At 51.7% G+C, this 21,745-nt stretch carries 20 protein-coding genes and 1 pseudogene; 15 read left to right on the top strand and 6 right to left on the bottom strand.

The genetic code is table 11. From position 1 onward, the window contains the following. Positions 1 to 308 precede the first annotated feature (308 nt). Positions 309 to 1,097, top strand: coding sequence for a methyltransferase domain-containing protein (locus tag AB9F27_RS11795; protein ID WP_335586968.1), 789 nt, complete (start codon positions 309 to 311; stop codon positions 1,095 to 1,097). Positions 1,098 to 1,299: 202 nt separating this feature from the next. Here AB9F27_RS11795 and AB9F27_RS11800 read toward each other — a convergent pair whose 3' ends face one another. Then, on the bottom strand, positions 1,300 to 2,139 hold the full coding sequence (locus AB9F27_RS11800) for a LysR family transcriptional regulator (RefSeq protein WP_335586969.1): 840 nt from the start codon (positions 2,137 to 2,139) through the stop codon (positions 1,300 to 1,302). Positions 2,140 to 2,236: 97 nt separating this feature from the next. Between AB9F27_RS11800 and AB9F27_RS11805 the strand changes: the two genes are divergently transcribed. From AB9F27_RS11805 to AB9F27_RS11820, 4 genes are all read left to right on the top strand, one after another. Further along, the gene (locus tag AB9F27_RS11805; RefSeq protein ID WP_335586970.1) at positions 2,237 to 2,644 is read left to right on the top strand and encodes a hypothetical protein; all 408 of its coding nucleotides are present in this window, start codon (positions 2,237 to 2,239) and stop codon (positions 2,642 to 2,644) included. Between the two features lie 250 nt (positions 2,645 to 2,894). Further along, on the top strand, positions 2,895 to 3,932 hold the full coding sequence (locus AB9F27_RS11810) for an IS110 family transposase (protein ID WP_335586971.1): 1,038 nt from the start codon (positions 2,895 to 2,897) through the stop codon (positions 3,930 to 3,932). 607 nt (positions 3,933 to 4,539) lie between these two features. Beyond that, the gene (locus AB9F27_RS11815; protein WP_369757732.1) at positions 4,540 to 5,592 is read left to right on the top strand and encodes a DUF1214 domain-containing protein; all 1,053 of its coding nucleotides are present in this window, start codon (positions 4,540 to 4,542) and stop codon (positions 5,590 to 5,592) included. A 262-nt stretch (positions 5,593 to 5,854) separates the two neighbouring features. After that, the gene (locus AB9F27_RS11820; protein ID WP_369757733.1) at positions 5,855 to 6,136 is read left to right on the top strand and encodes a dihydrofolate reductase family protein; all 282 of its coding nucleotides are present in this window, start codon (positions 5,855 to 5,857) and stop codon (positions 6,134 to 6,136) included. Between the two features lie 122 nt (positions 6,137 to 6,258). Here the strand turns inward: AB9F27_RS11820 and AB9F27_RS11825 are convergent, their stop codons facing one another. Both AB9F27_RS11825 and AB9F27_RS11830 read right to left on the bottom strand, forming a co-directional pair. After that, positions 6,259 to 6,996 (bottom strand): GNAT family N-acetyltransferase, encoded by a 738-nt coding sequence (locus AB9F27_RS11825; protein WP_369757734.1) that lies wholly within the window; start codon positions 6,994 to 6,996, stop codon positions 6,259 to 6,261. 156 nt (positions 6,997 to 7,152) lie between these two features. Beyond that, positions 7,153 to 7,551: a hypothetical protein gene (locus AB9F27_RS11830; protein ID WP_335586973.1), complete on the bottom strand. Its 399-nt coding sequence runs from the start codon at positions 7,549 to 7,551 to the stop codon at positions 7,153 to 7,155. A gap of 351 nt (positions 7,552 to 7,902) precedes the next feature. Here AB9F27_RS11830 and AB9F27_RS11835 point away from each other — a divergent pair. The 4 genes and pseudogenes from AB9F27_RS11835 to AB9F27_RS11850 form a co-directional block, all read left to right on the top strand. After that, a pseudogene (locus AB9F27_RS11835) lies at positions 7,903 to 8,091 on the top strand (integrase); the annotation flags it as partial. 303 nt (positions 8,092 to 8,394) lie between these two features. After that, positions 8,395 to 9,126, top strand: coding sequence for a gamma-glutamylcyclotransferase (locus AB9F27_RS11840; protein WP_369757735.1), 732 nt, complete (start codon positions 8,395 to 8,397; stop codon positions 9,124 to 9,126). Between the two features lie 23 nt (positions 9,127 to 9,149). Further along, entirely contained in the window at positions 9,150 to 10,211 is a 1,062-nt protein-coding gene (locus AB9F27_RS11845; RefSeq protein WP_335584545.1) for a dipeptidase, read from the top strand. Positions 10,212 to 10,452: 241 nt separating this feature from the next. Further along, on the top strand, positions 10,453 to 10,722 hold the full coding sequence (locus tag AB9F27_RS11850; RefSeq protein WP_369757050.1) for a GNAT family N-acetyltransferase: 270 nt from the start codon (positions 10,453 to 10,455) through the stop codon (positions 10,720 to 10,722). A gap of 952 nt (positions 10,723 to 11,674) precedes the next feature. Here AB9F27_RS11850 and AB9F27_RS11855 read toward each other — a convergent pair. Both AB9F27_RS11855 and AB9F27_RS11860 read right to left on the bottom strand, forming a co-directional pair. Next, a complete protein-coding gene (locus AB9F27_RS11855; protein ID WP_369757736.1) occupies positions 11,675 to 12,853 on the bottom strand; it encodes a CynX/NimT family MFS transporter in 1,179 nt (392 codons plus the stop codon). Between the two features lie 193 nt (positions 12,854 to 13,046). Next, positions 13,047 to 13,316, bottom strand: a complete 270-nt coding sequence (locus tag AB9F27_RS11860) for a hypothetical protein (protein ID WP_335584544.1) — start codon at positions 13,314 to 13,316, stop codon at positions 13,047 to 13,049. A 505-nt stretch (positions 13,317 to 13,821) separates the two neighbouring features. Here AB9F27_RS11860 and AB9F27_RS11865 point away from each other — a divergent pair. The 6 genes from AB9F27_RS11865 to AB9F27_RS11890 all read left to right on the top strand — a co-directional run bounded on the left by AB9F27_RS11865 (position 13,822) and on the right by AB9F27_RS11890 (position 21,096). After that, positions 13,822 to 14,880, top strand: coding sequence for a substrate-binding domain-containing protein (locus tag AB9F27_RS11865; protein ID WP_335584543.1), 1,059 nt, complete (start codon positions 13,822 to 13,824; stop codon positions 14,878 to 14,880). 30 nt (positions 14,881 to 14,910) lie between these two features. Beyond that, positions 14,911 to 16,263: an extracellular solute-binding protein gene (locus tag AB9F27_RS11870; protein WP_335584542.1), complete on the top strand. Its 1,353-nt coding sequence runs from the start codon at positions 14,911 to 14,913 to the stop codon at positions 16,261 to 16,263. 90 nt (positions 16,264 to 16,353) lie between these two features. Then, entirely contained in the window at positions 16,354 to 17,598 is a 1,245-nt protein-coding gene (locus tag AB9F27_RS11875) for a carbohydrate ABC transporter permease (protein ID WP_369757737.1), read from the top strand. Further along, positions 17,598 to 18,803, top strand: coding sequence for a carbohydrate ABC transporter permease (locus AB9F27_RS11880; RefSeq protein WP_335584549.1), 1,206 nt, complete (start codon positions 17,598 to 17,600; stop codon positions 18,801 to 18,803). The genes AB9F27_RS11875 and AB9F27_RS11880 overlap by 1 nt, the downstream gene beginning before the upstream one ends. Before the next feature lie 2 nt (positions 18,804 to 18,805). After that, the gene (locus AB9F27_RS11885) at positions 18,806 to 20,065 is read left to right on the top strand and encodes an MGH1-like glycoside hydrolase domain-containing protein (protein ID WP_335584540.1); all 1,260 of its coding nucleotides are present in this window, start codon (positions 18,806 to 18,808) and stop codon (positions 20,063 to 20,065) included. Then, entirely contained in the window at positions 20,065 to 21,096 is a 1,032-nt protein-coding gene (locus tag AB9F27_RS11890) for an ABC transporter ATP-binding protein (protein WP_335584539.1), read from the top strand. The genes AB9F27_RS11885 and AB9F27_RS11890 overlap by 1 nt, the downstream gene beginning before the upstream one ends. A gap of 208 nt (positions 21,097 to 21,304) precedes the next feature. Here AB9F27_RS11890 and AB9F27_RS11895 read toward each other — a convergent pair whose 3' ends face one another. Further along, a complete protein-coding gene (locus tag AB9F27_RS11895) occupies positions 21,305 to 21,613 on the bottom strand; it encodes a DUF4389 domain-containing protein (protein WP_335584538.1) in 309 nt (102 codons plus the stop codon). Positions 21,614 to 21,745: the final 132 nt, after the last annotated feature.

The following is a 21,745-nucleotide window of genomic DNA, read 5'->3' on the forward strand; positions in this document are numbered from 1 at the left end:
GATAGGCCGAAGACTGTCCTGAGCGCCACCATGATCCATCAGGGTAGCGGAATAACGATATCGTGCCAAAATGGACACGAACGTCAAAAACTCTTAAGGGCACCAAGATCAGCCGGGTTTCTACACAGCCTCCGGACAAAACGCCACTTCCAGCCGAGTCCTAAAATGTTAGCTTTTGCACGTTTTAGAAGCTGATTTGAACAAAACTCGCGAACGTGCCCCCTAAAAAATTGGAACGCAGTCCGGTCGCTTATGGTACGTTACCTACACGCGGGAACCTGTCGACATCTTGGACAAGAGGGATTGAAATGGACAAATTTCGCTTAACACATGCGGCAGCGCAAAAATATGACAGTCATAGTGTGCCTGCGATGTTTGCGCCATTGGCGCGGGCTACGTTGGATAAAATGTCTTTACCAGAAGGTGCGCATATTATTGATATCGCATGCGGTACGGGGGCTCTCACACGCGAAATTGCCAAACGTCTTCTTGGGGATGGCCGCATTGTTGGCGCAGACTTGAATGAAACAATGATTGACTTGGCGAGACTACGCCATCCGTCGGATGCCCATGATGCGGCATATGTTGCTTCTGATGTTTGCGAACTTCCGTTCGAGGATGGAAGCTTTGATTTGGCCTTCTGTCAACAGGGCTTACAGTTTTTCCCAAACAAGCCAGCAGCGCTGGCGGAAATTCGGCGCGTGCTCAAAGCGGGTGGAAAACTCAAACTAACCTGCTGGAGTGCGGTTTCACCGTTTAACGGAGCGCTGTCCGAAGCTTTAGCCGATCATGTTGGCGAAGCTGCATCTAACAAAGCAAAAGCGCCATTTTCTTTCCGCGATGCGGATGTAATCACGGAACTTTTTGAAGAAGTCGGTTTCGTCATTGAGGCCCATCAAAAAATTGTACTTGAACGGCGGTTCGAAAATCTTTTCGAACAGATTATGGCGTTGCCTGTGGAAAAGGACTTAAGCGATTCAGGTGAAGCCGTTACGCGCGCAGTTGTCGAAGATGTTGCCGTTAGGCTTGAAAAATATGCTGTCAACAATGTCTTCATTGTGCCGCAGGAAGCCCATCTTTTCGAAGTGCGCGTGTAAATTACCTTCATGTCATGCCGAAGAATGGCATCTGTTAATCCGGACATTCGACATGACTCGGAAATTTGCAATTTGGACTCCATGCAAGCTCAGCGAACAGCAGCAGTATGGCTTCGCCAGCAGAATGTCGGTTAAGGTGAATGTCTATTGATAATCATTCAGGGTATCCTCAACCAGTACATTCACAAACCTAAATAGTGAACTAGATCGGGTTTTCCAGATTTTGCGACGGAGCAATTGTTGTCAACCTCTCGGCCAAATTTGCAGAGAAGGCGGATTTGCGATGAGAAACCCCGATCCTCCGAGACCCAGCATCCGCATCAATCAGCGGACGCACTATGATGTTTTCGCGGCTATCTCCGTGTGACTGCGGCACAAAGGCGATGCCTAGGCCAGCGGCCACCAGATCAAGCAGCTGCGGATCGTTCATCGCTTGCGCTGCAGCGGAAGTCTGAATCGTAGCCAGATCCATGCGATCGGCATTCGGACAATATGGCCGGTGGATCAGAGGCTCGCCTTGAAGATCAGCGAGACGGATGCCGGACATCCCGGCGAAGGGATGGAAACGCGCAACGGCAATGCGAAACGCCTCGTCCGCGGTAGGAATAAATTCGTGTGTGCTCGGGACGCATTTATCCGACACATACGCGAGATCGCAGTCGTCCGGGTCCTCAGTGAAACGAAAGGTCAGGTTCGCTATGCTCCGGCGCAAACTGTGCAAGCCCGGTGCAAGCCCGTGAATCAGCATGTCAGGAGCACAGTGGATTCGAACGATCTTCTGGGGTTGGTCCCGCAGACGGCTCTCCAGCGTCGAGAGGTGGCTCACGCTATCCACAGTGTCGTAATAAAGCTTGCGGGCAAGTGCCGTTGGCACCAACCCTGATTTCGAACGCTGGAACAGAGGCATCCCCAATCGGTCTTCCAGCTTCAGGATCGCCGCAGACACTGTAGGCTGACTGACACCATTGAGGCGTGCGGCCTTGCTGAACGTCCCTGTTTCAAATGCGCTCGAAAAATAACGCAGTGTGTTTAATTCTACCATAGGCATTAGCTATACAACAACCAAACAGAATAGCAATTACCTTCTATTAGAGGTCGCCGTATATACGCCTCATGACAGCAAATAGGAGCGTTTGAATATGCATATGACCCCCGTAAAACCCGAGACGACCGCCATCGGCAAAGTACTCACCAAGTTCGTTGCTGGTGATCCATCGATGTTCGAACTGATTTCAGACGTCATTGATTTCCGTATCGATCATTTTCGCGACGAAACGGATACCAGTTGGCAACAAGCGACTTCCCGCGAAGGCATGATGGCCATGATCGAGCGGCTAGGTCGGGAGGTTTTCCCAAAAGGCACCGAGGCGCTAAGTGTAGAAACTTTTGTGTTGGGAGATGGCTGGCACTTGACCCATTTCAATCAGCGCTTCTTCTACGGCGTGCGGCAACGCGACGTCACCAGCCTCACTTATATCATTTCACATGAGACCGACGGCGTTATGGATTTCTTCCGTGAAACGGTAACCACAATCTTAGACGCCTAGCATGTAGCGCTTTTACGGCCTTGAACATCCGTAGGAAGTATCAAAAACAATAGCGGACATCGGTGTAACAAGCGCCGATGTCCGCTTTGGGGACGCTGAACTGCGGTGTGGCGGCCCTTTGCGAAAGGCAGGTTTGGGCCGGTAGGACCCCAGGCAGAAATGGGCGGAAAGCATATGTAATTGGGCAGCCTTTCGCTTTTAGGCCAAGCTCCCACTAAGATCACAGAATAGCTGTGAACAAGGGAGATAGGTGATCGAATATTATGTTGGATTAGATGTGTCGTTGCGATCCTGTGCGCTTTGCATTGTGGACAGTAAAGGAACGGTGCTGTTCGAACGTGAACTGCCTTGTGAGGTCAGTGATATCGCCGAATGCCTTGAGGCATTCCCACATCCGATTGAACGTGTTGGCTTTGAGGCTGGATCAATGAGCCAGCATCTTTTCTTTGGCCTGCGCGATGAAGGTTTTGATGTTGTCTACATGGAGGCCCGCCAAGTGTGCGCTGCTCTGTCAGCGATGAGAAATAAGACCGACAAAACAGATGCTCGAGGCATCGCGCAAATATTGCGCACTGGCTGGTTTAGTCCTGTCCATATGAAAAGCCGTGAGGCCCATGGGCTTCGCGCGTTGTTAAGTACACGCAAAGCCTTGCCGAAGAAGACCATGGATTTAGCCAATGAGGTTCGTGGGCTTTTGAAGGTATTTGGCGTCCGCCTTCCTCAAACAGTTAAGCATGGTAGCTTCGACAGCGTTGTACGGCCGATGATCGAGATCGATGACGTTCTGGCACATGCTCTCGTGCCCTTGCTCGATGCCAGGGTCGCTCTGTATCAACATTATTTAGAACTGGATCGGCGCGTTAAGAGGGCCACCAGTCAAGATGATGTCTGCATAAAATTGATGACTATTCCTGGCGTCGGTCCAATCGCTGCGTTGAGCTTTAAATCGGCGGTCGATAAACCAACCCGTTTTAAAAGATTCCGCACCGTTGGCGCACACTTTGGACTTACACCGCGAAGATATCAGTCAGGGGAGCATGACAATCCAGGGCGGATATCCAAGGCTGGTGATCGAGATGTTCGGGCTGTTCTATATGCAGCGGCGAATGCGCTACTTATGCGAACGATGGCAAACTCCCAGATTAAATCTTGGGGTATGCGATTGATGCGCACCAAAGGGCGTCGCCGCGCCGTCGTAGCTGTCGCACGTAAGTTGGCCGTCCTAATGCACCGCATGTGGATCGATGGCACAGAATTTCGTCAGGACCAAGTGGGAGGCATGGCATGATCTAGAACGCCAACCCACAATCCTAACGGGGTCGTCCCTCACCGGACGAGGTTCGTGCCTTCTCAGGCATGTAAACATGCCCTGTCAGGTAATAGAAGAAGCCGAAAATGTCTGCTGCGCATCTTGAAGCGCGCCGGAAAACGGGGCTCTCCACTGCCGATCCGACATATGCTTGCAGCGATGCCATTCGAACATCAAAAAAGACTGCGAAGCGAAGCGTGACCCGGATGAGTGACAAAGACTCAAAACAACAAGGAAAAAGAGCTTGACCTAATTACCCAATTAGAGAAGCGGTCATTCGCTGCCCCAAGCGGTCGCTCGTTGAGGCCGCCTCTTTCTATGCGCTTGATCGGCGTGTTTGCGGAGAATATTCAGTAGAGGGAAATCTAATGGGATATTTGACACGTGCTTATCAAAACTCAGATTTGCTGCGGATATGATGTCGGTGGGCTTCTTTGCGCCGGCCTTTTACACTCACGGCACCACTCCGGCAGAAGCGTTCAATGGAGGTTGGAAGTCACCAGCCTCTGAGTAAGTGACCAACTGACCATGTGGAACGACGCTCCGCCACTTCGCATTAATAACATTCAGCCAAAGGTTATTCACAATGAAAATCCTCCTGACATCCGCCGTACTAGCTGCAATTTCCAGCGCCGCAGCCGCAGAAATTCCAGATATCGACAGCTCGAAATGGGCAACCAATCCAAGGGATTACGGCATGAGCCCCGCCGAATACATCAACGCGGAAAGCAACTCGTTCTTTGCGGACTTCCTTGGCCGCGCGAGCATGAACGAGTTTTTCAACTTTCAGGGCCTAACCAAGGCCGCCGACCATTGGGTCGTGTCGCCGAACCTCGATACGGTCTATTCAATCGCCGTGGTGAACGCTAAAGATGGCTTTACGCTGGAATTGCCGGAGGTGGGGGACCGTTTCATTGCGACCCAGATCATCACCGAAGATCACATGACGCCATTCTACGTCTATGGCGGTGGCACACAGACCTATAAAGCCTGTGACTTTGCCACAGATTTTGTGGCTGTTGGTGTCCGGATGGGAACCGACGGCACAGCGGAAGACGTTGCAAAGATAACGAAAGAGTATCAGCCGAAATACAAGATCACCGGCGCGGCGACAGGCGGTAAGCTGCCCGATGTTGACAAGAAAACGCTCACGACAGTGCGCAATGCCCTGTTGGTTCAGTATTCCAAACTCCCGAACTCATTCGGTGCAATGGTGAAACGTGTGGAGGACGTCAAGGATTGGCAATTCTTCACCTATGTCACGGCTGGTGCATGGGGCCTTTCGGCCAACGAGAACGCCATGTACGCCAGTGGTGGTCCCAAGGACGCCAAGGGCGGTACGTGCTACACGGCGACTTTTCCCAAAGTTGAAGTCAAAGCCTTTTATTCGATCACGATGTATGGACCCGAAAAATATCTGATGACCAATACAGATAACATCGTGAGTTCCAGCCGCGGTGTCACCACCAACGATGATGGTTCTTTCAAGGTAGCCTTTGGCGCCGAAGATTGCCGGAAGTTGGCCCCCAATTACGTCGCAACCCCTGACGATGGCTGGAGTTTTCTACTTCGCGCCTACCGCCCTGACGTCGAAGCGTTCAAGGCCTACGAGATGCCGAGTATCGTGCCCGCCAACTAGGGCCTGCCGGAATTGGTAGAGGGGCAATGGAAACGATATTAAACTGATCAGCTTTCATAGAACGCTTAGCAGACATTTGTACAACGCGCAGCATCAGTCAAAGTGGGCTCGGAGGGTCCATTCGCTGCGATGAACACCAACGTCAACTACGCAGAACGAAGCTACCTTTGGGCTACATGCGGCTTGCCTTAATGAGCATTATAAATATGAGGGCATCTCATGCCCGCTCAGGAGAATTGCAATAACAACAGGTCATATGTTTATGGCGGTGAGTCTCGATGGGTTTGTTGCACGCGCGCCCCGGCAACTCATGGTGTCCCTGTCAGAGCAAGGCTGGAAACGTGCCTATATCGACGGTGGTACAATCATCCAAAGCCTCATGCGCGAAGGATTGATCGCCGATATGACCCTGACTGTTGTTCCGATCCTTATCGGTGAAGGCAAACGGATGTTCGGCGCTTTGGATTCCGATATTGACCTGCACCTTTTAGAGCCGACGTCATTTCCATCGGGCTTGGTTACCTCAAGATACGAGATAGCTTAGGGTTCAAACGGAGCCATCGCTACAGCTCGGACCAATGTTGGTCGTCCTGCCAGTGGACAATTCACCCAGATGTTTCGGGTGACTGTGGAGAGCAATAGTAAACATTGCCCTCCTCACGACTGTTACGAGGTCGGCATCGCCATCTTGAAAGTTTCATCACCGGAGGCATCAAAAGCGCCTTCGCCGACCACTTCAAAACCATAATGTTTGTAAAACAGCAGCCCTATTTTGTTGTCCTTGAACACTTCCACTGTAAGCGGTCCCTTCAAAGACACCACATGATCGACCATTTGGCGGCCCATGCCCTTGCCTTGTTGAGATGGGTCAAGAAACAGTCCGCCGATTTCTTTGTCGATCATAGCAATAAAACCAACGGGCGCTCCGCCGTTTTCCAATACCCAAGTTTCGGCATTTGGCAGATAAATATTACGCATGTCTTCACGCACTTGCCCCCTGACGTCAGCCGATAAAAACGGATGGGCGAGTGGTTCCGCATGATCCCAGATGGTGATCAGGGCCTCGGTGTCTTCGGTTTTGTATTTACGGATCATTGTCTTCCTTTCTGGTTTTTGCTGAATCGAGTTGATCATTTTGTGACGCAATTTGTCGGCGCTTTTACGTTCGGCCATTGCGGGAGAGTTAAAACGCCCTTCCGCAGCCAATTTGTTCCATCGCGCAAGTCTAGCAGAATCAATCTCTCCGCGCCCCAAAGCACGTTGAATGGCCGCCGTATCAGCAACACCAACCATAAAGAGGGCATTGAGCAATGTGGATTTCCCGACACCAGACGAGCCAAGAAACGCAACCGTTTGCCCCAACTTGCACCATGGAGCAAGCTTGGCAATTGGCGCCGCGCTCAAAACATCAAGCGCTTAGACCAGCACGCGGTTTGAAATTGCGCTTGCCTCGGCCACGTAGGGGGTTGGATCATCACAAAGATCAGTTTTCTTTAGCAATATCAAGGGACTAACCTCTGCGTCAAACGCCAAGCAACATGGCGCTCAAGCCGCGCGATGTCAAAAATCCCTGTTGTAGGACGACACAATGAAAACCATATCCACATTGGCAGCAATCAATTGCAGTTTACGATCTGATCCGACCGCACGACGTTCAAACACGCTGCTGCGGTCCAAGACCTTGCTATCCGATGGGTGATGCTGATCATAAAGCAACCAATCACCTACCGTTGCCTCAGGTCCGGGTGGGATAACAGTATCAAGGCCCTCACCCAATATATAGAGGCCGGTTCTGTGGACTTCTACCACCCGAACGGGCGGCATATCGGTCATGTCGTCAATGCCGGTTTGCTGGCTAAAGAAAGATTTCCAGCCAAGTTTTTCCGTTGGCGAAGGCTCGCGTTTTGGAAGTTTATCGGCACCCGAAGGTGACAGAAGTTGGGTATAGTCCCGTGTCATTGTTTTAACCTTCATGCTCTGGGCACGGGCAAAGCTCGCGCCACAATGTGTAGATTAACTAATTTGCAAAATACAATTCGCCTGCGACAATTAAGCGGGGCGTTAGCTTGATTTGAATTTGCACCGGGAGGGCGCTTTGCCTCCCCACATTATTGGAACATAAAATCTCCATGAACACGTTAGACAAAGTTACCCTCCTGGGTAATCTTCGCAAGCTATTCATCCATGCAGAAAGTTAATCGCGGACAGTCGTGCGCTGCGCAGCATCGGTCAATTTGAGCTCGAAACGGACCTCGGATGCGGCGCCGCATTTTGTGATACGATGCCGTGTCAACTTCGGGTTGTCGGCGTGGGTGGGAAGTGACCACCTACGGCACCCATTCAATGCGGCGCAGGAAGGTCACCCAAATTTACCAGAAAACGGGCAATTTGCGCGCCGTTCAACTCCTGTTGGGGCATACAAAGATGGACAGTACCGTCAGATATTTGGGTAACGAACTTGATGATACTCTGGCGATCGCCGAAGCCATTGAAATTTAAACGTTTGGGCCGTTCGACGCGGACGGCCCAAAGCCGCCGTTAGCGAGAATTCCAAATGTTGCGGCGCAGTCCGTCATTGCAGGCATTGACGCTTTGCCGCAACGCTATTTTGGCATTAGGTATGCTTTGCGGAGTTGCCTCAATTTATCGACCCGACACACTCAGCGCGCTTCTCAGCGGGGGTTTTTAGCAGACGGAATTTGACTGGAGAGCGCAAAGTTTTTATCCCAAAAAGCTTGCTTATTGACTTGGCTTCGCTTCAACCTGAAACAGATGCCCGTTTTTTAAAAGCGAGGACAATTAATGTATTCAGAACCAGACCCCTTCATTCACCACCCTGAATTACGCGATAAGGTTGGTGATCCGCTGAAATCTTTCTTTCGGAATTTCAAACCGGAAGAAGTTTTTACGAAGTATCCAGAACTTATTTGGGTCCTCGACAAGCTCTACACCGACGAATATCGCACAGCTTCACGCAACGCAGTTCTTGATTTACACGGCGATTCTGATCTCTGGGTTTTCGCGTATGGGTCGCTCATGTGGGATCCTGCGTTTATATTCGATGAGGTGCGTCGCGCGCGGGTTACAGAATATGCGCGTCGCTTTGTGCTTAAGGATGTCTGGGGCGCACGCGGAACCGTGGAAACGCCGGGCCTGTTTGCCGCCCTCGACACAGGAGATGGGTGTGAAGGCCTCGTTTACCACATTGCCCGGGAAAAGGTTGACGCCGAAATAGAAATCCTATGGCGGCGGGAAATGGTCGGACCGGGATATTTGCCAAAGTTTGTGACGGCAATGGTTGACGGCAAACCCATCCGTGTACTCGCCTTCATCGCGGACCATAGCGCCGAGAATATCCAGCCAAACCTTTGCCGCTCTGAGCAGATAGAATTTATCAGTACTGGGACGGGGATTTTGGGCACAAGCCTTGAGTATTTACAAAACATTGTCGGGCAATTCGATGCTCTTGGCATCGTCGAAGAAGAGTGCACAACACTTCTCGATGACGTTCAGAACCACATAAAAACACAGTAATCCATTTCAAACGGAGACAATTCATGCGCGACATCATACCCTTTTTTGACGGACACAACGATTTCCTTCTTCGCTTGATGTTTACACCAGAACCGCGTGAAGACACTTGGCTGGGCAAGACTGGAAAAGGACACCTTGATCTTCAGAGGATGAAGAATGCCGGGTTTTCAGGCGGTCTATTTGCAATATTCGTCCCCCCTATTTCAGCCGGGCCACCTCCGGACTTTGCGGCCCTCATGGCAAACCCACCCTATGAGTTGCCCATGCCCCCCTTGATGTCACACGACCAAGCCCAGCCGATGGCTCTAACCATGGCGGGCCTTTTGCATCGGATGGAACGCGCAGCACCCGACGACTTCAAAGTTTGCCGTACCGCCTCTGAAATACGCGCGGCGATGTCAAAGGATGTCATCGCGGGCGTCATGCATATGGAAGGTGCGGAGGCAATCGGCCCCGACCTCGACGCGCTCTATTTATTCCACGATATGGGGCTGCGGTCGCTTGGTCCCGTTTGGAGCCGCCCGACCATTTTTGGAGAAGGGGTTCCCATGAAATTCCCGGGCTCGCCAGATATTGGCGGCGGGTTGACCGAAAAAGGCAAAGACCTCGTGCGTCTGTGCAACCAGCTTGGCATCATGATCGACCTTTCACACATGAACCAAGCTGGGTTTGAAGACGTGGCAAAGGTTTCACAACGCCCCTTGGTCGCCACACATTCCAACGCCTATGCGTGTTGTGAATCTCCGCGCAATTTGACGGATCGGCAATTGGCGCAAATTCGCGAGACTGGCGGAATGGTCGGCTTCAATTACGCCACTTTCTATATTCGTGACGACGGAAAGGCCTCGCCCGAAATGGATTGGGAACCGATGATCCGACACATGGATTATCTGATCGAACATTTGGGAGAAGACCATGTTGGCCTTGGATCAGATTTTGACGGTTGTATCGTACCTAAGCTCATTGGGGACGTTACTGGCGTTCCAAACTTTCTCTCGGCCCTAAGTGCACATGGCTATGACAAAGCCCTGATCACTAAACTTGCCACTTCAAATTGGCTCAATTGTCTTGAACGCTGCCTTTGAGCTAAAAACTGGAAAGTGAAATGGTATTATCAGACACGCCTCCACGAAAGACGAGATCAAAAACGTTCAAAATCTAATTCGAGAATTTACCGATTGGGCATTCGCGAAATCTGAGGATGCCCGCAATGCCGCTACTTTCAGGGGTCTGGAGAAGGAGATTTCTACACTTCCCGGCAATTACGCCCCCCTCAACGGGTTGCCTGCTGTTGGCCACCCTTAAAGATGACGCGGGTGTGTCGGTTTGCGTCGATTTAACACCGAAACTAGCGAAATCAAACGCATGTACGTGCAAACTACGGCGCGGGGTCAGGGCGTTGGGGGCGCATTGCTTACTGAACTCATCGCAACTGCGCGCAAATTGGGCTATCGCAGGTTGGTTCTATCAACCCATCCCTCGTTGACGAGCGCGCAAAGTATCTACCGCAGCGCGGGATTTGTCGTTGTGGAAAATCCATTGGATTTTCCCGAATATGGGGAGATTGAAGTCTGTATGGAGACGAACCTTAGGTAACGTTTCTTAGCGGTACGGTAATATAATCTGGAAGAGATGAAATATGCGCCGCAAGCTAAGATTAAGCCGCGAACTTGTCGATAAATAGCCCTCGCGCGTGGAAGAGCGCGGCCCTGTGCGCATATCGGATCCGAAAGAGGGCTATTATCACAAAACCGCAGCGCAGATTTAATCTCAGATGCACCAGCCAGATGAACTTTGGGTTTTTGCCGTTGGATCGCTGATCTGGAGGTCGCGGATCAGCGAACAAGCTTGGTGCAGGGCTGGCGCCGTTCATTTTGTCTTGGCCCAGACACGAGATGCCGTGGGAACCCGGCCGCCATTGCCTTCGCGGCGTGCAGGGATTTTCTGTTGTATCAAGAAGAGCCGCCTGAAGATGAACTCGCGCGCATTCTCGCAACGGCTGTCGGATATGTGGGTTAAATGGCTGACTATGTGCTCAATACGGTCACCGAACGTGAAAAGGCAGGAATCCATGCCCCTCACTTAGGGCGCATTCAAGCGATTATTGCAGAGCGCCTCTAGGATCACGAACAAGTTAGCTGGGAACACTGATTAGTTTCCTTGACCATTAAGAATATCACGAGAGATGGCGTCATCCGTGCAGGTCCCCAGGTCCGCAAGGATTTCCAGCCCTTGGTAACTATTTTTTCTTCCGGCCCAATCCAATAATTCCAATCCGCTCCATGAATATTTTCCTTCCTAGAACGCAACTTCAAATGGCAACCCAAGGACCAATAGTTGCCCCAAGATGTTTCTTAGGTGAGCAGTCAGTTGCAGGCCTGTTCTTTCACAAATGTTTTCCAAAGGAGCTTTTTATCGATCCAAATTTGACTTCTGAGTATCTAGTAGCAACGGGCCGTTCTGCGTCCAAACTTACCACCTGTCTTATTAGAAGATCGTAAGCAGGCTTTGTGCCACGCTCCGCTGTATCCATTTGAATCGATGTATATTAGTCCAAGGGCGAAGCGGAACTGACGCGCTTAAAGCCCCCTAACGTCACCATACTGGCAACGATCAACGCAGCTCCCAGAACGAATACTATTCCTACACTGCCAACTTTGTCGGCAAGTGCACCAGCCAATGGCGGGGCCGCCATCATTGCTGCATAATAAAAGGTGTAGTAAACGCCCATTCCGAACGCTCTAACGGAGGGTAAAAGGACCGTTGAGGGTAAGCTGATAATCGGCCCTGCGCCGAGGCCAAAGAAAAAGCCAACAATCAGAAAACTGGCGGGCACTGTTGCAACGGGCAAGAAAAGTATCATCGGCACCAGAACTGTGTAGCTTAGGAGGCTGATAATTATCACTGTATTTGGCCGGCCCGTTCGATCGGCCACGAACCCTCCTATAGGAATCGACACTGCAATGACGACCATGAATAAGCTCGTCATCGAGCTGGCTGAGGTGAGAGGTAAACCTCTCTCGCTTAGAAGAGCTGGTCCAAAGCTAAAGACCATAGCCAGCGCCGTGTTGTAGAATGCCCAGACCGAACCTGCCAACAGTAGTGCATAGAGTGGTAGTTTTTTCAGTTTGATGCTTGTGGGCGCAACCGGAGCCTCTTCCGGTGAGCTGTAAAATACGAGAAACAGGGCAAGGGAAATTGCAGTCGTGGTCAACACCAATATCCATGCAAGCTCTAGTCCGCCCGAAGCCGCAACTCTTGGTAAAGTTAGGAGGGCCAGCGCGATACCGACGGGCCATGAATTAATGAAAATACCCATGGCTGTTGAAATCTCGCGGCCGACGAACCAGTCTACCACCATTTTGGTCATCACCACATTCAAAGCAACGCCACCTATTCCGGCGATAAGCCGGCCAGAGATCAACGATTCCCAACCGGCTCCCCAGCTGATCAACGCACTGCCGATCAGCATCAGAACCATACTCAGGCCAACGATGCGTTTGTCTCCAAACCGCCCTGCGATTGCGCCTCCTGGGATCGCAACGACCACGCCCGGGGCTAAGTAAAGACCAATCAGAAGACCTATATCAGCAAGGCTGATGCCGTACTCTTCAATAATGAGAGGCGAAAGCGCCCCCACAGATTGAAATTGAAAGGCCATCGCCGTTCTTGCGAAAAACAGTACAGCAAGGATCAACCAACGATTTGAAATGATAACATCTCCCAAGTCTTCTGATTAAGTAGTTTTCGTGGAAAATCCAAACTGTCGTGGTCACATTTGGAGGTCGCTACTGATACTTAAACTTGTCCACTTCACCTTGGCATTCCAAGCCTGCCGGCGCTTCATTTCCAAAATCCTTTTTTCAGAGCCGGCTTTTTCTACTTGTAGACCATGCATCGAGCACGAAAGTAGATTCGCCTTAATCGCCACCTTCAATCTCGACAAAAACGTCTATCGGGTCGACCACGGTGTCCGCTTCCTTGGCTTTGGTTGCTTCAGCGCTGCCAAGCACCTGTTTCATCGTCGCAATATCTGCACCTTCACATACGATAGAAACCCGATCATCCTCTGTGTGTTTGAAGACCTTGTAGCTTTTGCAAAATTTGTCGAAGGCGGGTTTCCGGTTGTGTCCACCCTTGAGCCAGGTCTCCATATTTTCAACGTTGTGCGTCATAATAACTGTCGTCATTCTAATTCTCCCTATTGACTAAATGCCGTGACCGACGAAAGTCAGCAAATTGATCCTACCCCATTTTTTGAAACGCTATCACGAAATCTGGGCTGGCACTGCAGCTTGCCTGAAGAACCAATAGAGAGTGGTCTGCCTGTTGATAATTATTCGTCTGCTGGTAAGCACCAAAACCAATAGCAGACTTGCTGCAAGTTGCAGCAAACTTCCGCTTTCCGCCCTTCCTGACGAGTTTTTGCGACCGCAGCATTCGTGCCACTTCCCTTTCCTATCACCATCACGAACGGCCCAGAGCCGCCGTTCAACAGCACAATAAATTCTGCGTTGCGGCATGTTGGATCTTAGCGATAGGTCGCCGAAAAGTTAAACTTTTTGAAGTGTCCCATTGTCTTGTTCGCAATGACACCTTGGCAGAGTCACGTGGCTTCTCTTTCGAAGATAATGCAATTTTTCCCTTGCCGAAACCGGTTTCGTAAATCAGCTTGATTCGTGGGAGGACAAATTTATGGTACACTTATTGAGTGACCGTGCCGCGAAGCACATCACCATTTCCGACATGGCAAACGCGCTTGGCGTGACCAAGTCCACCGTGTCTCGGGCTATGAATGGATACCCTGATATCTCTGAGGCCACCCAATTGCGCGTGAAAAGCATGGCCAAAAAGATGAACTACCAACCGTTAAGTCATGCGCAGGCAATTAAGACGGGGCGCACGCGTTCGCTCGGATTGGTTCTGCAGTTTTCTGACCATGATGCACAGCGACCCTTCTTGGCGGAGTTTCTTGCGGGGCTTTCTCACGGGGCGAGCGCGGAAGGTTGGACATTGACGGTGGCAACCGCAGACAGCAACGCGCAAATGATTGAAAAATTCCGCGCCCTGTTGCGAGACGGCAAGTCAGATGGATTTGTTTTGCCGCGTGCAATGTCTCGCGATCCGCGCGTAAAACTGCTTCGGGATTCTGGTGTGCCTTTCATCTTATATGGCCGCCAAGAAAATCCGGATGGCTGTTGTTGGTTTGATGTCCGTGGGGAAGACGCAATGCACGATGCGGTGCGCCATCTTGCGGCGCTCGGTCATCAACGGATCGCGTTTATAAACGGCGGCACTCAATATGCCTATGCGCCTCTGCGCCAAAAAGGTTTTTGCGACGGTATGGCCGAAGCGGGGCTGGCCGTCGATCCTGATTTAATGGATGGCGACGCGGTAACGATCGAGGACGGCGAGAGAGTCGGAACGAAGATTTTGTCTCAAAGCAACGCACCAACGGCAGTGCTATGCGCCGTTGATTTTGCGGCTTTGGGGGTATACCGCGCGGCCGCCAAGCTAAATCTCAGGGTGGGCCGCGACGTCTCGGTGATTGCCTATGATGGCATCCCTGAAGGCTTCTATGCTCAACCGCCTTTGACGACGTTTTCAGTAGACAATCGCGCCGCAGGAGAGCGGCTTGCGGCGCTTTTGATAAGGCGCATTCGTGGTGAAAACCCAGAGGATTTACGCGAAACGGTCTCGGCAACTTTTCTTAACCGCGGGTCTACGGGGCCCGCTCCAACGCAAATAAAATAAACAAACGACAATATTAATGGGAGGAAGACAATGAAACTTAACAGTAAATCTATCATGAGGTCTGGCGTCGCAATGACACTGATCCTTAGCGCATTCGCAGCACAGGCTGACGAGTTGCGGTTCTGGACAACAGAAGAGCAGCCCGAACGGCTTGCACGCCAAGAAGCAATGGCAGCAGACTTTGCCAAGGCATCTGGACACACAGTTCAGGTTATCCCCGTTTCTGAGAATGATCTCGGTACACGCGCTACTGCCGCATTCGCCGCGGGCGATTTGCCTGACGTGATTTATCACCCCTTACAGTATGCCGCCCCATGGGCCGATGCGGGTATTCTTGATACCGACGTGGCGACAGATGTTGTTGAGGAACTCGGTGTTGGTACATTCGCTCCGGGCGCTTTGGAAATGGTTGCAGCTAATGGTGGTTATGCGTCCGTGCCGGTTGATGGCTGGACACAGATGCTGGTTTATCGGGCGGATCTGTTTGAGGCCGCGGGCTTAGAAGCTCCAAACACCTACGCGAATGTTCTTGCTGCCGTTGAGGCGCTTCACAACCCTCCATCGATGTACGGTTTTGTTGCCGCAACCAAGATTGACGAGAATTTTATGAGTCAGGTTCTGGAGCATGTGTTCTTGGCCAATGGCGTTTCCCCAGTTGGACCAGATGGCGTTCAAGCCTTGGACGAAGCCGCCACAATCGAGGTGCTCGAATTCTACAAAGCGATCGCCGAAGCCTCCCCTCCGGGTGATCTTTACTGGGATCAATCGCGCAGCCTCTATTTTAGCGGCAACGCGGCAATGATCATCTGGTCGCCCTTCATCCTCGACGAATTGGCTGGTTTGCGCGACAGCGCTCCACCCACCGTAAACGACGACCCAACATCGCGTGATTTGGCCGCTGGAACGGGGATCGTAACTAATTTTGCGGGCCCGTCGAACCCAGATGGCGCAGCTTGGGGAGATGTGCGCTACTTCGGTATTACCTCTGACGCGTCCACCGATGCCGCGATGGAGTTTGTCAAATATTCGATGAACGAAGGCTATGGCTCCACGCTTGCGATTGCCCCTGAAGGCAAGTTCCCTGTTCGTCGCGGAACCGCCGAAAACCCAACCGAGTTTGCCGATCTTTGGGCTACACTTGACGTTGGAGTCGATCGCAAAGCCCCCTTGGGCGAGCTTTATGACGCAGCCATGATCGAAGAGATCGTGGGTGGTCTGGATGTGGCTCAACGTTGGGGTGTGGCCGATGGCCAGCTTTCTGCGGCCTCGGCAATCATCAACAGCCAAGTCATCAACCGCTATGTGCGGGAATTCATTGATGGCGAACGGGATGCCGCAGCGACTGTTGCAGCCCTCAACGAGGCTATTGCAGCAGTGCAATAGGACTTCACGACACTATGCGCGGGGCGTCCTTTTGCGAGGCCCCGCACCAAAACGATTTCCGCAAAACAGCTAAACAGGAGACTTGTGATTATGGCGGGGGCTATTCCACCAACCGGCACCGGACCGCTGGCCAAACGCGAAGCAAGGCTTGCTTGGGGGCTGTTGTCCCCAACAATCATCGCGATCGCACTCGTTGTTGTTTTGCCTTTGCTTGCTATCTTCTGGATCTCGGTTAAGCCGGTTGAACTAGCAGATTTGCGCGCGCCAGAAGTTGTGTTGCGAGAAGACATTCGGGGCGATTATGCAGCAATTGGTGATGCGGCCACCATTCGCTACCGGTTACGCAATTCATCGCAAGATCAACCCATTAAAGGCGTTACATTTTCAGACATTGTTCCTGAAGGTCTCGAAGTTCAGTCTTTGGATGCCCGCTGTTCGCTCGAGGGGCGCAAGCTTGAATGTGATCTCGGCGATTGGGAGCCGAAACATCGCGAGACTTTGTCAATTCCGGTGACTGTTGGAAGAACCTACCTCACCATCGCGCTAAGACCTCAAGATAGCCCCGCGATCACAACGGGCGTCTCCTCCAATGTTCTAACGGATGGCTCCTTCACACTTGATAACTTTGCCCGCGTTTTCAACGGGGAAGAGTTCTTTGAGGTCCTTTGGGTCACCCTTTTCTATACTGTTTTCGGCACTATAGGCGCTTTGCTTGTCGGCCTGTTTGCGGCGCTGTTGCTCAATAAATCCTTCAGGGGTCAAGGTATTTTAAGGGGGTTATACCTTTTCCCTTATGTCGCGCCTGTCATTGCTGTGGCCTTCGCTTGGTTGATCCTTTTTGACCCGTTCTCGGGGTCCGCTAATGCGTTGTTGTTACAGATGGGCGTTACCAGCGAAGCAATCAATTTCTTTGGCGATCGCCCCTTGGCTTTGATTATGGTCACGGTTTTTGAGGTTTGGCGGTATTTCCCACTCTCGTTCCTGTTCATTCTCGCCCGCATGCAAAGCATCGACACCGATATGTATGAGGCCGCTGATATGGACGGCGCCAGCCCGTTTCAGCAATTTTGGTATCTAAGTGTGCCGCAGCTTTTGGGCATTCTGAGTGTCTTGTTCCTGTTGCGGTTCATTTGGACCTTCAACAAATTCGACGACATTTTCCTTTTAACCGGCGGCAATGCTGGAACGAGGACACTGACCGTTAATGTTTACGAACAGGCCTTTGCCATTTCCAATATCGGGGCGGGTGCGGCGGTGGCCGTTGTCATCTTTGGATGTTTGCTCATGTTCTCGGTCTTATTCTTCAAATACATCAGTCAGGAGGAAGGGCTATGATGCGACGCGGATATCTCACAGGCCCAGTCTTAGGAGCGCTTTGGATGGTGGTTCTGTCCATTACGGTCGCGGTCACGATGTCATTTGCGACTGGAGAGGCCTTTCGTCCCAGCATCCTGCTTTCGTTGGCTTGGGGAGCCTTGGGGGGCGGCGCATTGGTGGCTTTTGGCCGTGGCCGCATCGTTCTCCTGTCCTGTGCTATTGCCATTTTTGTGCTGGTGGTTTTGGGCATAGGCCCCATGCTCACTGGCCCCGAAACCAGCGGTTTTGCACGGGCTTTTGGCGCTATAGTGTTGGGCGTGGGCTTTGCGACTTCGCTCGCTCTGATCCTAACTGAAGTTGTGCCGGGCATGCTGACGCGCCATGAGTTCGAGGGGGCGATTATTCGGTTTTTAACAGGGTTTGGCTATATTTTCTTTACCGCGATCGTGCTGATCCCCTTCTACGTCATGGTGATGACAAGCCTGAAAAACCAATCAGAGCTGATCCAGAATCCTTTGGATTTTTCGATTGATTTGTCAAAAGGAATGGACCTTTTTCGCTCCTATGACGAGTTGTTCACACAATTCAATTTCGGGACCTACTTGTTTAATTCGTTCTTCATTTCCGTTCTAACGGTCTTTATCACCTTGGCGTTCGCAATTCCGGGGGCCTATGCCGTCGCGCGTTTGCGGTTTAAAGGGCGCGCTGCGTTCTCACGGTCGATCCTGTTGATTTATATGGTTCCCATGATCGTTTTGGCGCTGCCGATTTATATCGCCTTCTCTATGACTGGTCTGCGCAATTCGATCTTTGGGATCGTGATGATCTATCCGGTCACAACGATCCCTGTGGCCCTCTATATGCTGCAAGGGTATTTTCGCGGATTGCCTGCCGAGATAGAAGAAGCGGGATTGATGGATGGCCTCTCGCGACTGGCCGTGATTTGGAAGATCACGCTGCCACTTTCACTGCCCGCAATGGCCTCGGTCTCCCTTTATGTTTTCATGATCGCATGGAACGAATTTCTTTTGGCCTTTATGCTGTTGGATGATCCCTCGAAATTCACCCTCACACGCGGGATAGCCTCCCTCAATTCATCCGAAATTCCACGGCAACACCTCATGGCGGGGTCGGTCATAGCGACGGTTCCGATCATGGCTTTGTTCCTTGGATTAGAACGCTTTATGACGAAAGGGCTGACCGCTGGGTCAGTGAAGGGATAGACATGGATCTCGATGAAACCGCACGCAATATTTTGCGCCAGAACGATCAGGGCGGATATACTTTGCCAACGCATGGGCTGTACCCATACCAGTGGAATTGGGACAGCGCTTTTGCGGCTTGGGGCTTTGCAACGTTCGATCAGCCCCGCGCTTGGGACGAGTTTGACACGCTAATGGCAAGCCAATGGGACAGCGGCATGGTTCCCCACATTATTTTTCATAAACCCGATCCGGGATACTTCCCCGGCCCCGATGTTTGGGGCACCCATCAAACGCCAGCAACATCGGGAATCTCGCAACCACCGGTCGCGGCAATCTTGGTGCGACGGGTCTGGGAAATGGATAAAGCTGTGGGCAAAAACCGCCTAGAGGCGCTCTATCCAAAACTCGTAAATTGGCATCGCTGGTGGCATGAAGTTCGTTGTACACACGGCGCGGCGGCGATTACCCACCCGTGGGAAAGTGGTCGTGACAATTGCCCCGATTGGGATAAGGGAATGGCGGGAGTCGATGGATCAGGTGCGGGGCCGTATACGCGGCGGGATACCGGCCATGTCGACCCTGAAATGCGCCCGACCAAAGAAGACTATGACCGCTATATCACGATGGTGAATTTCGGCCGCGACGCGGGCTGGAACGATGAAAAAATCGTCGCGGATGGACCGTTCCTGATGGCGGACCCTGGAATTACCTTTATCTTGCTGCGCGCCCACGAAGACCTCGCCGAAATGGGGCGCGCCCTTGGAAAAGATGTTTCAGAAATAGAGGGCTGGGCCAGTGCTTTGCGGGCCGCCCTGCCGACGATTTGGAATGAAGAGTTAGGCGCTTATGATGCCAAAAACCTGCGCACGGGTGAATTTGCCAATATCCTTGGGTCAGGTGCCTTTCTTGCCTATCTGGCAGGGGCTGAAAACGATAAATTGGAAGCAAACTTGATGCGCGTTTGGGATGCCGTGCGCTATGGAATCCCCTCTGCGGACCCCGAAGCTGACATCTTTAATCCTCGCAAATACTGGCGGGGCCCGACATGGCCGGTGGTTAATGCGCTACTCTCAATTGGTTTAGCGAGGTCAGGTCGTGCCGATTTAGAAGAACGTTTGCGCCGCGAGACAGAGGAACTCATCCGCCTGCATGGTTTTTATGAGTATTTCGACCCGCTTGACGCCACACCTTGCGGCGGCGCCGCTTTTACTTGGACGGCAGCAATCTGGTTGGCTTGGGCCAGACATGATCCAAAGGCAAAACTGATGGGGGCTGCATAATGTCATCAATCGAACTGAAAAACGTTGAAAAGTGGTTTGGCCAAGTGCAGGTCATCAAAGGGGTCGATCTGTCCATTGAGGAAGGCGAGTTTGTCATCTTTGTTGGACCCTCTGGATGCGGGAAATCCACACTCTTGCGGATGATCGCAGGGCTTGAGGAAACGTCGCGCGGCCAGATTATGATCGGAGATCGTGACGCGACCGCCGAACCTCCCAGCAAACGCGGGCTGGCCATGGTTTTTCAATCCTACGCGCTTTATCCACATATGTCGGTGCGCGATAACGTTGGCTTTCCGCTTAAATCAGCGGGTCTTCCAAAGGCCGAAATCGACGCAAAAGTCGGTGAAGCTGCGCGCGTGTTAAAGCTGGATGACTATATGGATCGCCGGCCAAAGGACCTCTCGGGGGGGCAACGGCAACGGGTTGCAATTGGGCGCTCAATCGTGCGCGACCCGACGGCGTTTTTATTCGACGAACCTTTGTCAAATCTCGATGCGTCGCTGCGGGTAGAAATGCGGTACGAGATCGCGAAGTTGCACCAGACCCTGAAATCCACAATGATCTATGTGACTCATGACCAAGTCGAGGCCATGACCTTGGCCGACCGGATTGTCGTGTTGGACTTTGGAAAAATTGCACAAGTTGGCAGCCCAAGAGAGCTTTATGAAAAGCCGGGCAACCTGTTTGTGGCCCAATTCATTGGCTCTCCTCGGATGAATGTTGTTCCAGCGTCGACGCTCCCGACTATTTCTGTTCCGAAAACCGCGGTTTCTATCGGTGTGAGGCCCGAGCATATCGAACTCGCCGCCGCAGGACGCGGTGATCTTGAGGGAACAGTGGATGTGCTTGAATACTTGGGTGCCGACACGTTTGTGATCGTTTCATGCGCGGATGCGGGGCAAATTACGATGCGTATCAATGGAAGTTCGGACCTTAAACCTGGTGACAACGTCAGTTTATCCTTCGCTCCGACAGAAATTCACGCTTTTGACCAAAACGGCATTGCACTTGATTTGGTGCTTGGTGATTAAATTGGGAGCGCTTGAATTATGAATGTACTGGGCCGACAATAATCCTACATTGCACGAGGAGATACTGATATTGTATGGGATGTGTTTTGCTCGCGCAGTGGAGGTCCGCAAACCGCCCTTAGTGACGAATGCTGCGGTAGCATAACCTCGCAGCTCCTCCACCAAAAGCGTAAGCTAGAAATTGTTTTCAAGCGGCATTTTTTAACGTTCAATCGAGTTCAGTCCACGGCCATGGTTTAACTTCGCTTGCTGCGGTTTGAAAACGAGCGGCTTTAGCCAACCAAACTCCTAAGTCGGTACCAAATTCGGCTAAACGCTCATTCGGCTGCTTATTGTTAATTAGCATGATAACAAACTGCACGACTGTCGCTGCGCCAAGTATTGTTTGGGCGATGCTCGTCATAATCGCGATAAGTATCATGTAAAGCAAACGGAGAAGCATATTGTCTTCTTGCTCCTGCACAGGTTGCTCGCCGTGGAGGCGACCCTCTATTTTTTCGTAATCCGATTTAGACATATCAACCTCTAATTAACTAATGACTATAAGCCTAGCACGCGGTTTGAAAAATGGCAGCTAACTTCTACTGGTCGCTTATGATGGATTGGGGTTCGCTGCTCGCCCATCCCCCATAAAAAGGTGAGCGCCTCC

Origin of the sequence: Falsihalocynthiibacter sp. CO-5D18, assembly GCF_041205445.1 — a bacterium.
Lineage (GTDB): Bacteria > Pseudomonadota > Alphaproteobacteria > Rhodobacterales > Rhodobacteraceae > Falsihalocynthiibacter > Falsihalocynthiibacter arcticus.

Excerpts from the sequence above, each read along its gene's own strand:
- AB9F27_RS11795 (WP_335586968.1), top strand. The coding sequence starts at position 309 with ATGGACAAATTTCGCTTAACACATGCGGCAGCGCAAAAATATGACAGT.
- AB9F27_RS11800 (WP_335586969.1), bottom strand. The coding sequence starts at position 2,139 with ATGGTAGAATTAAACACACTGCGTTATTTTTCGAGCGCATTTGAAACA.
- AB9F27_RS11805 (WP_335586970.1), top strand. The coding sequence starts at position 2,237 with ATGCATATGACCCCCGTAAAACCCGAGACGACCGCCATCGGCAAAGTA.
- AB9F27_RS11815 (WP_369757732.1), top strand. The coding sequence starts at position 4,540 with ATGAAAATCCTCCTGACATCCGCCGTACTAGCTGCAATTTCCAGCGCC.
- AB9F27_RS11820 (WP_369757733.1), top strand. The coding sequence starts at position 5,855 with ATGGCGGTGAGTCTCGATGGGTTTGTTGCACGCGCGCCCCGGCAACTC.
- AB9F27_RS11830 (WP_335586973.1), bottom strand. The coding sequence starts at position 7,551 with ATGACACGGGACTATACCCAACTTCTGTCACCTTCGGGTGCCGATAAA.
- AB9F27_RS11840 (WP_369757735.1), top strand. The coding sequence starts at position 8,395 with ATGTATTCAGAACCAGACCCCTTCATTCACCACCCTGAATTACGCGAT.
- AB9F27_RS11845 (WP_335584545.1), top strand. The coding sequence starts at position 9,150 with ATGCGCGACATCATACCCTTTTTTGACGGACACAACGATTTCCTTCTT.
- AB9F27_RS11860 (WP_335584544.1), bottom strand. The coding sequence starts at position 13,316 with ATGACGACAGTTATTATGACGCACAACGTTGAAAATATGGAGACCTGG.
- AB9F27_RS11865 (WP_335584543.1), top strand. The coding sequence starts at position 13,822 with ATGGTACACTTATTGAGTGACCGTGCCGCGAAGCACATCACCATTTCC.
- AB9F27_RS11870 (WP_335584542.1), top strand. The coding sequence starts at position 14,911 with ATGAAACTTAACAGTAAATCTATCATGAGGTCTGGCGTCGCAATGACA.
- AB9F27_RS11875 (WP_369757737.1), top strand. The coding sequence starts at position 16,354 with ATGGCGGGGGCTATTCCACCAACCGGCACCGGACCGCTGGCCAAACGC.
- AB9F27_RS11880 (WP_335584549.1), top strand. The coding sequence starts at position 17,598 with ATGCGACGCGGATATCTCACAGGCCCAGTCTTAGGAGCGCTTTGGATG.
- AB9F27_RS11885 (WP_335584540.1), top strand. The coding sequence starts at position 18,806 with ATGGATCTCGATGAAACCGCACGCAATATTTTGCGCCAGAACGATCAG.
- AB9F27_RS11890 (WP_335584539.1), top strand. The coding sequence starts at position 20,065 with ATGTCATCAATCGAACTGAAAAACGTTGAAAAGTGGTTTGGCCAAGTG.
- AB9F27_RS11895 (WP_335584538.1), bottom strand. The coding sequence starts at position 21,613 with ATGTCTAAATCGGATTACGAAAAAATAGAGGGTCGCCTCCACGGCGAG.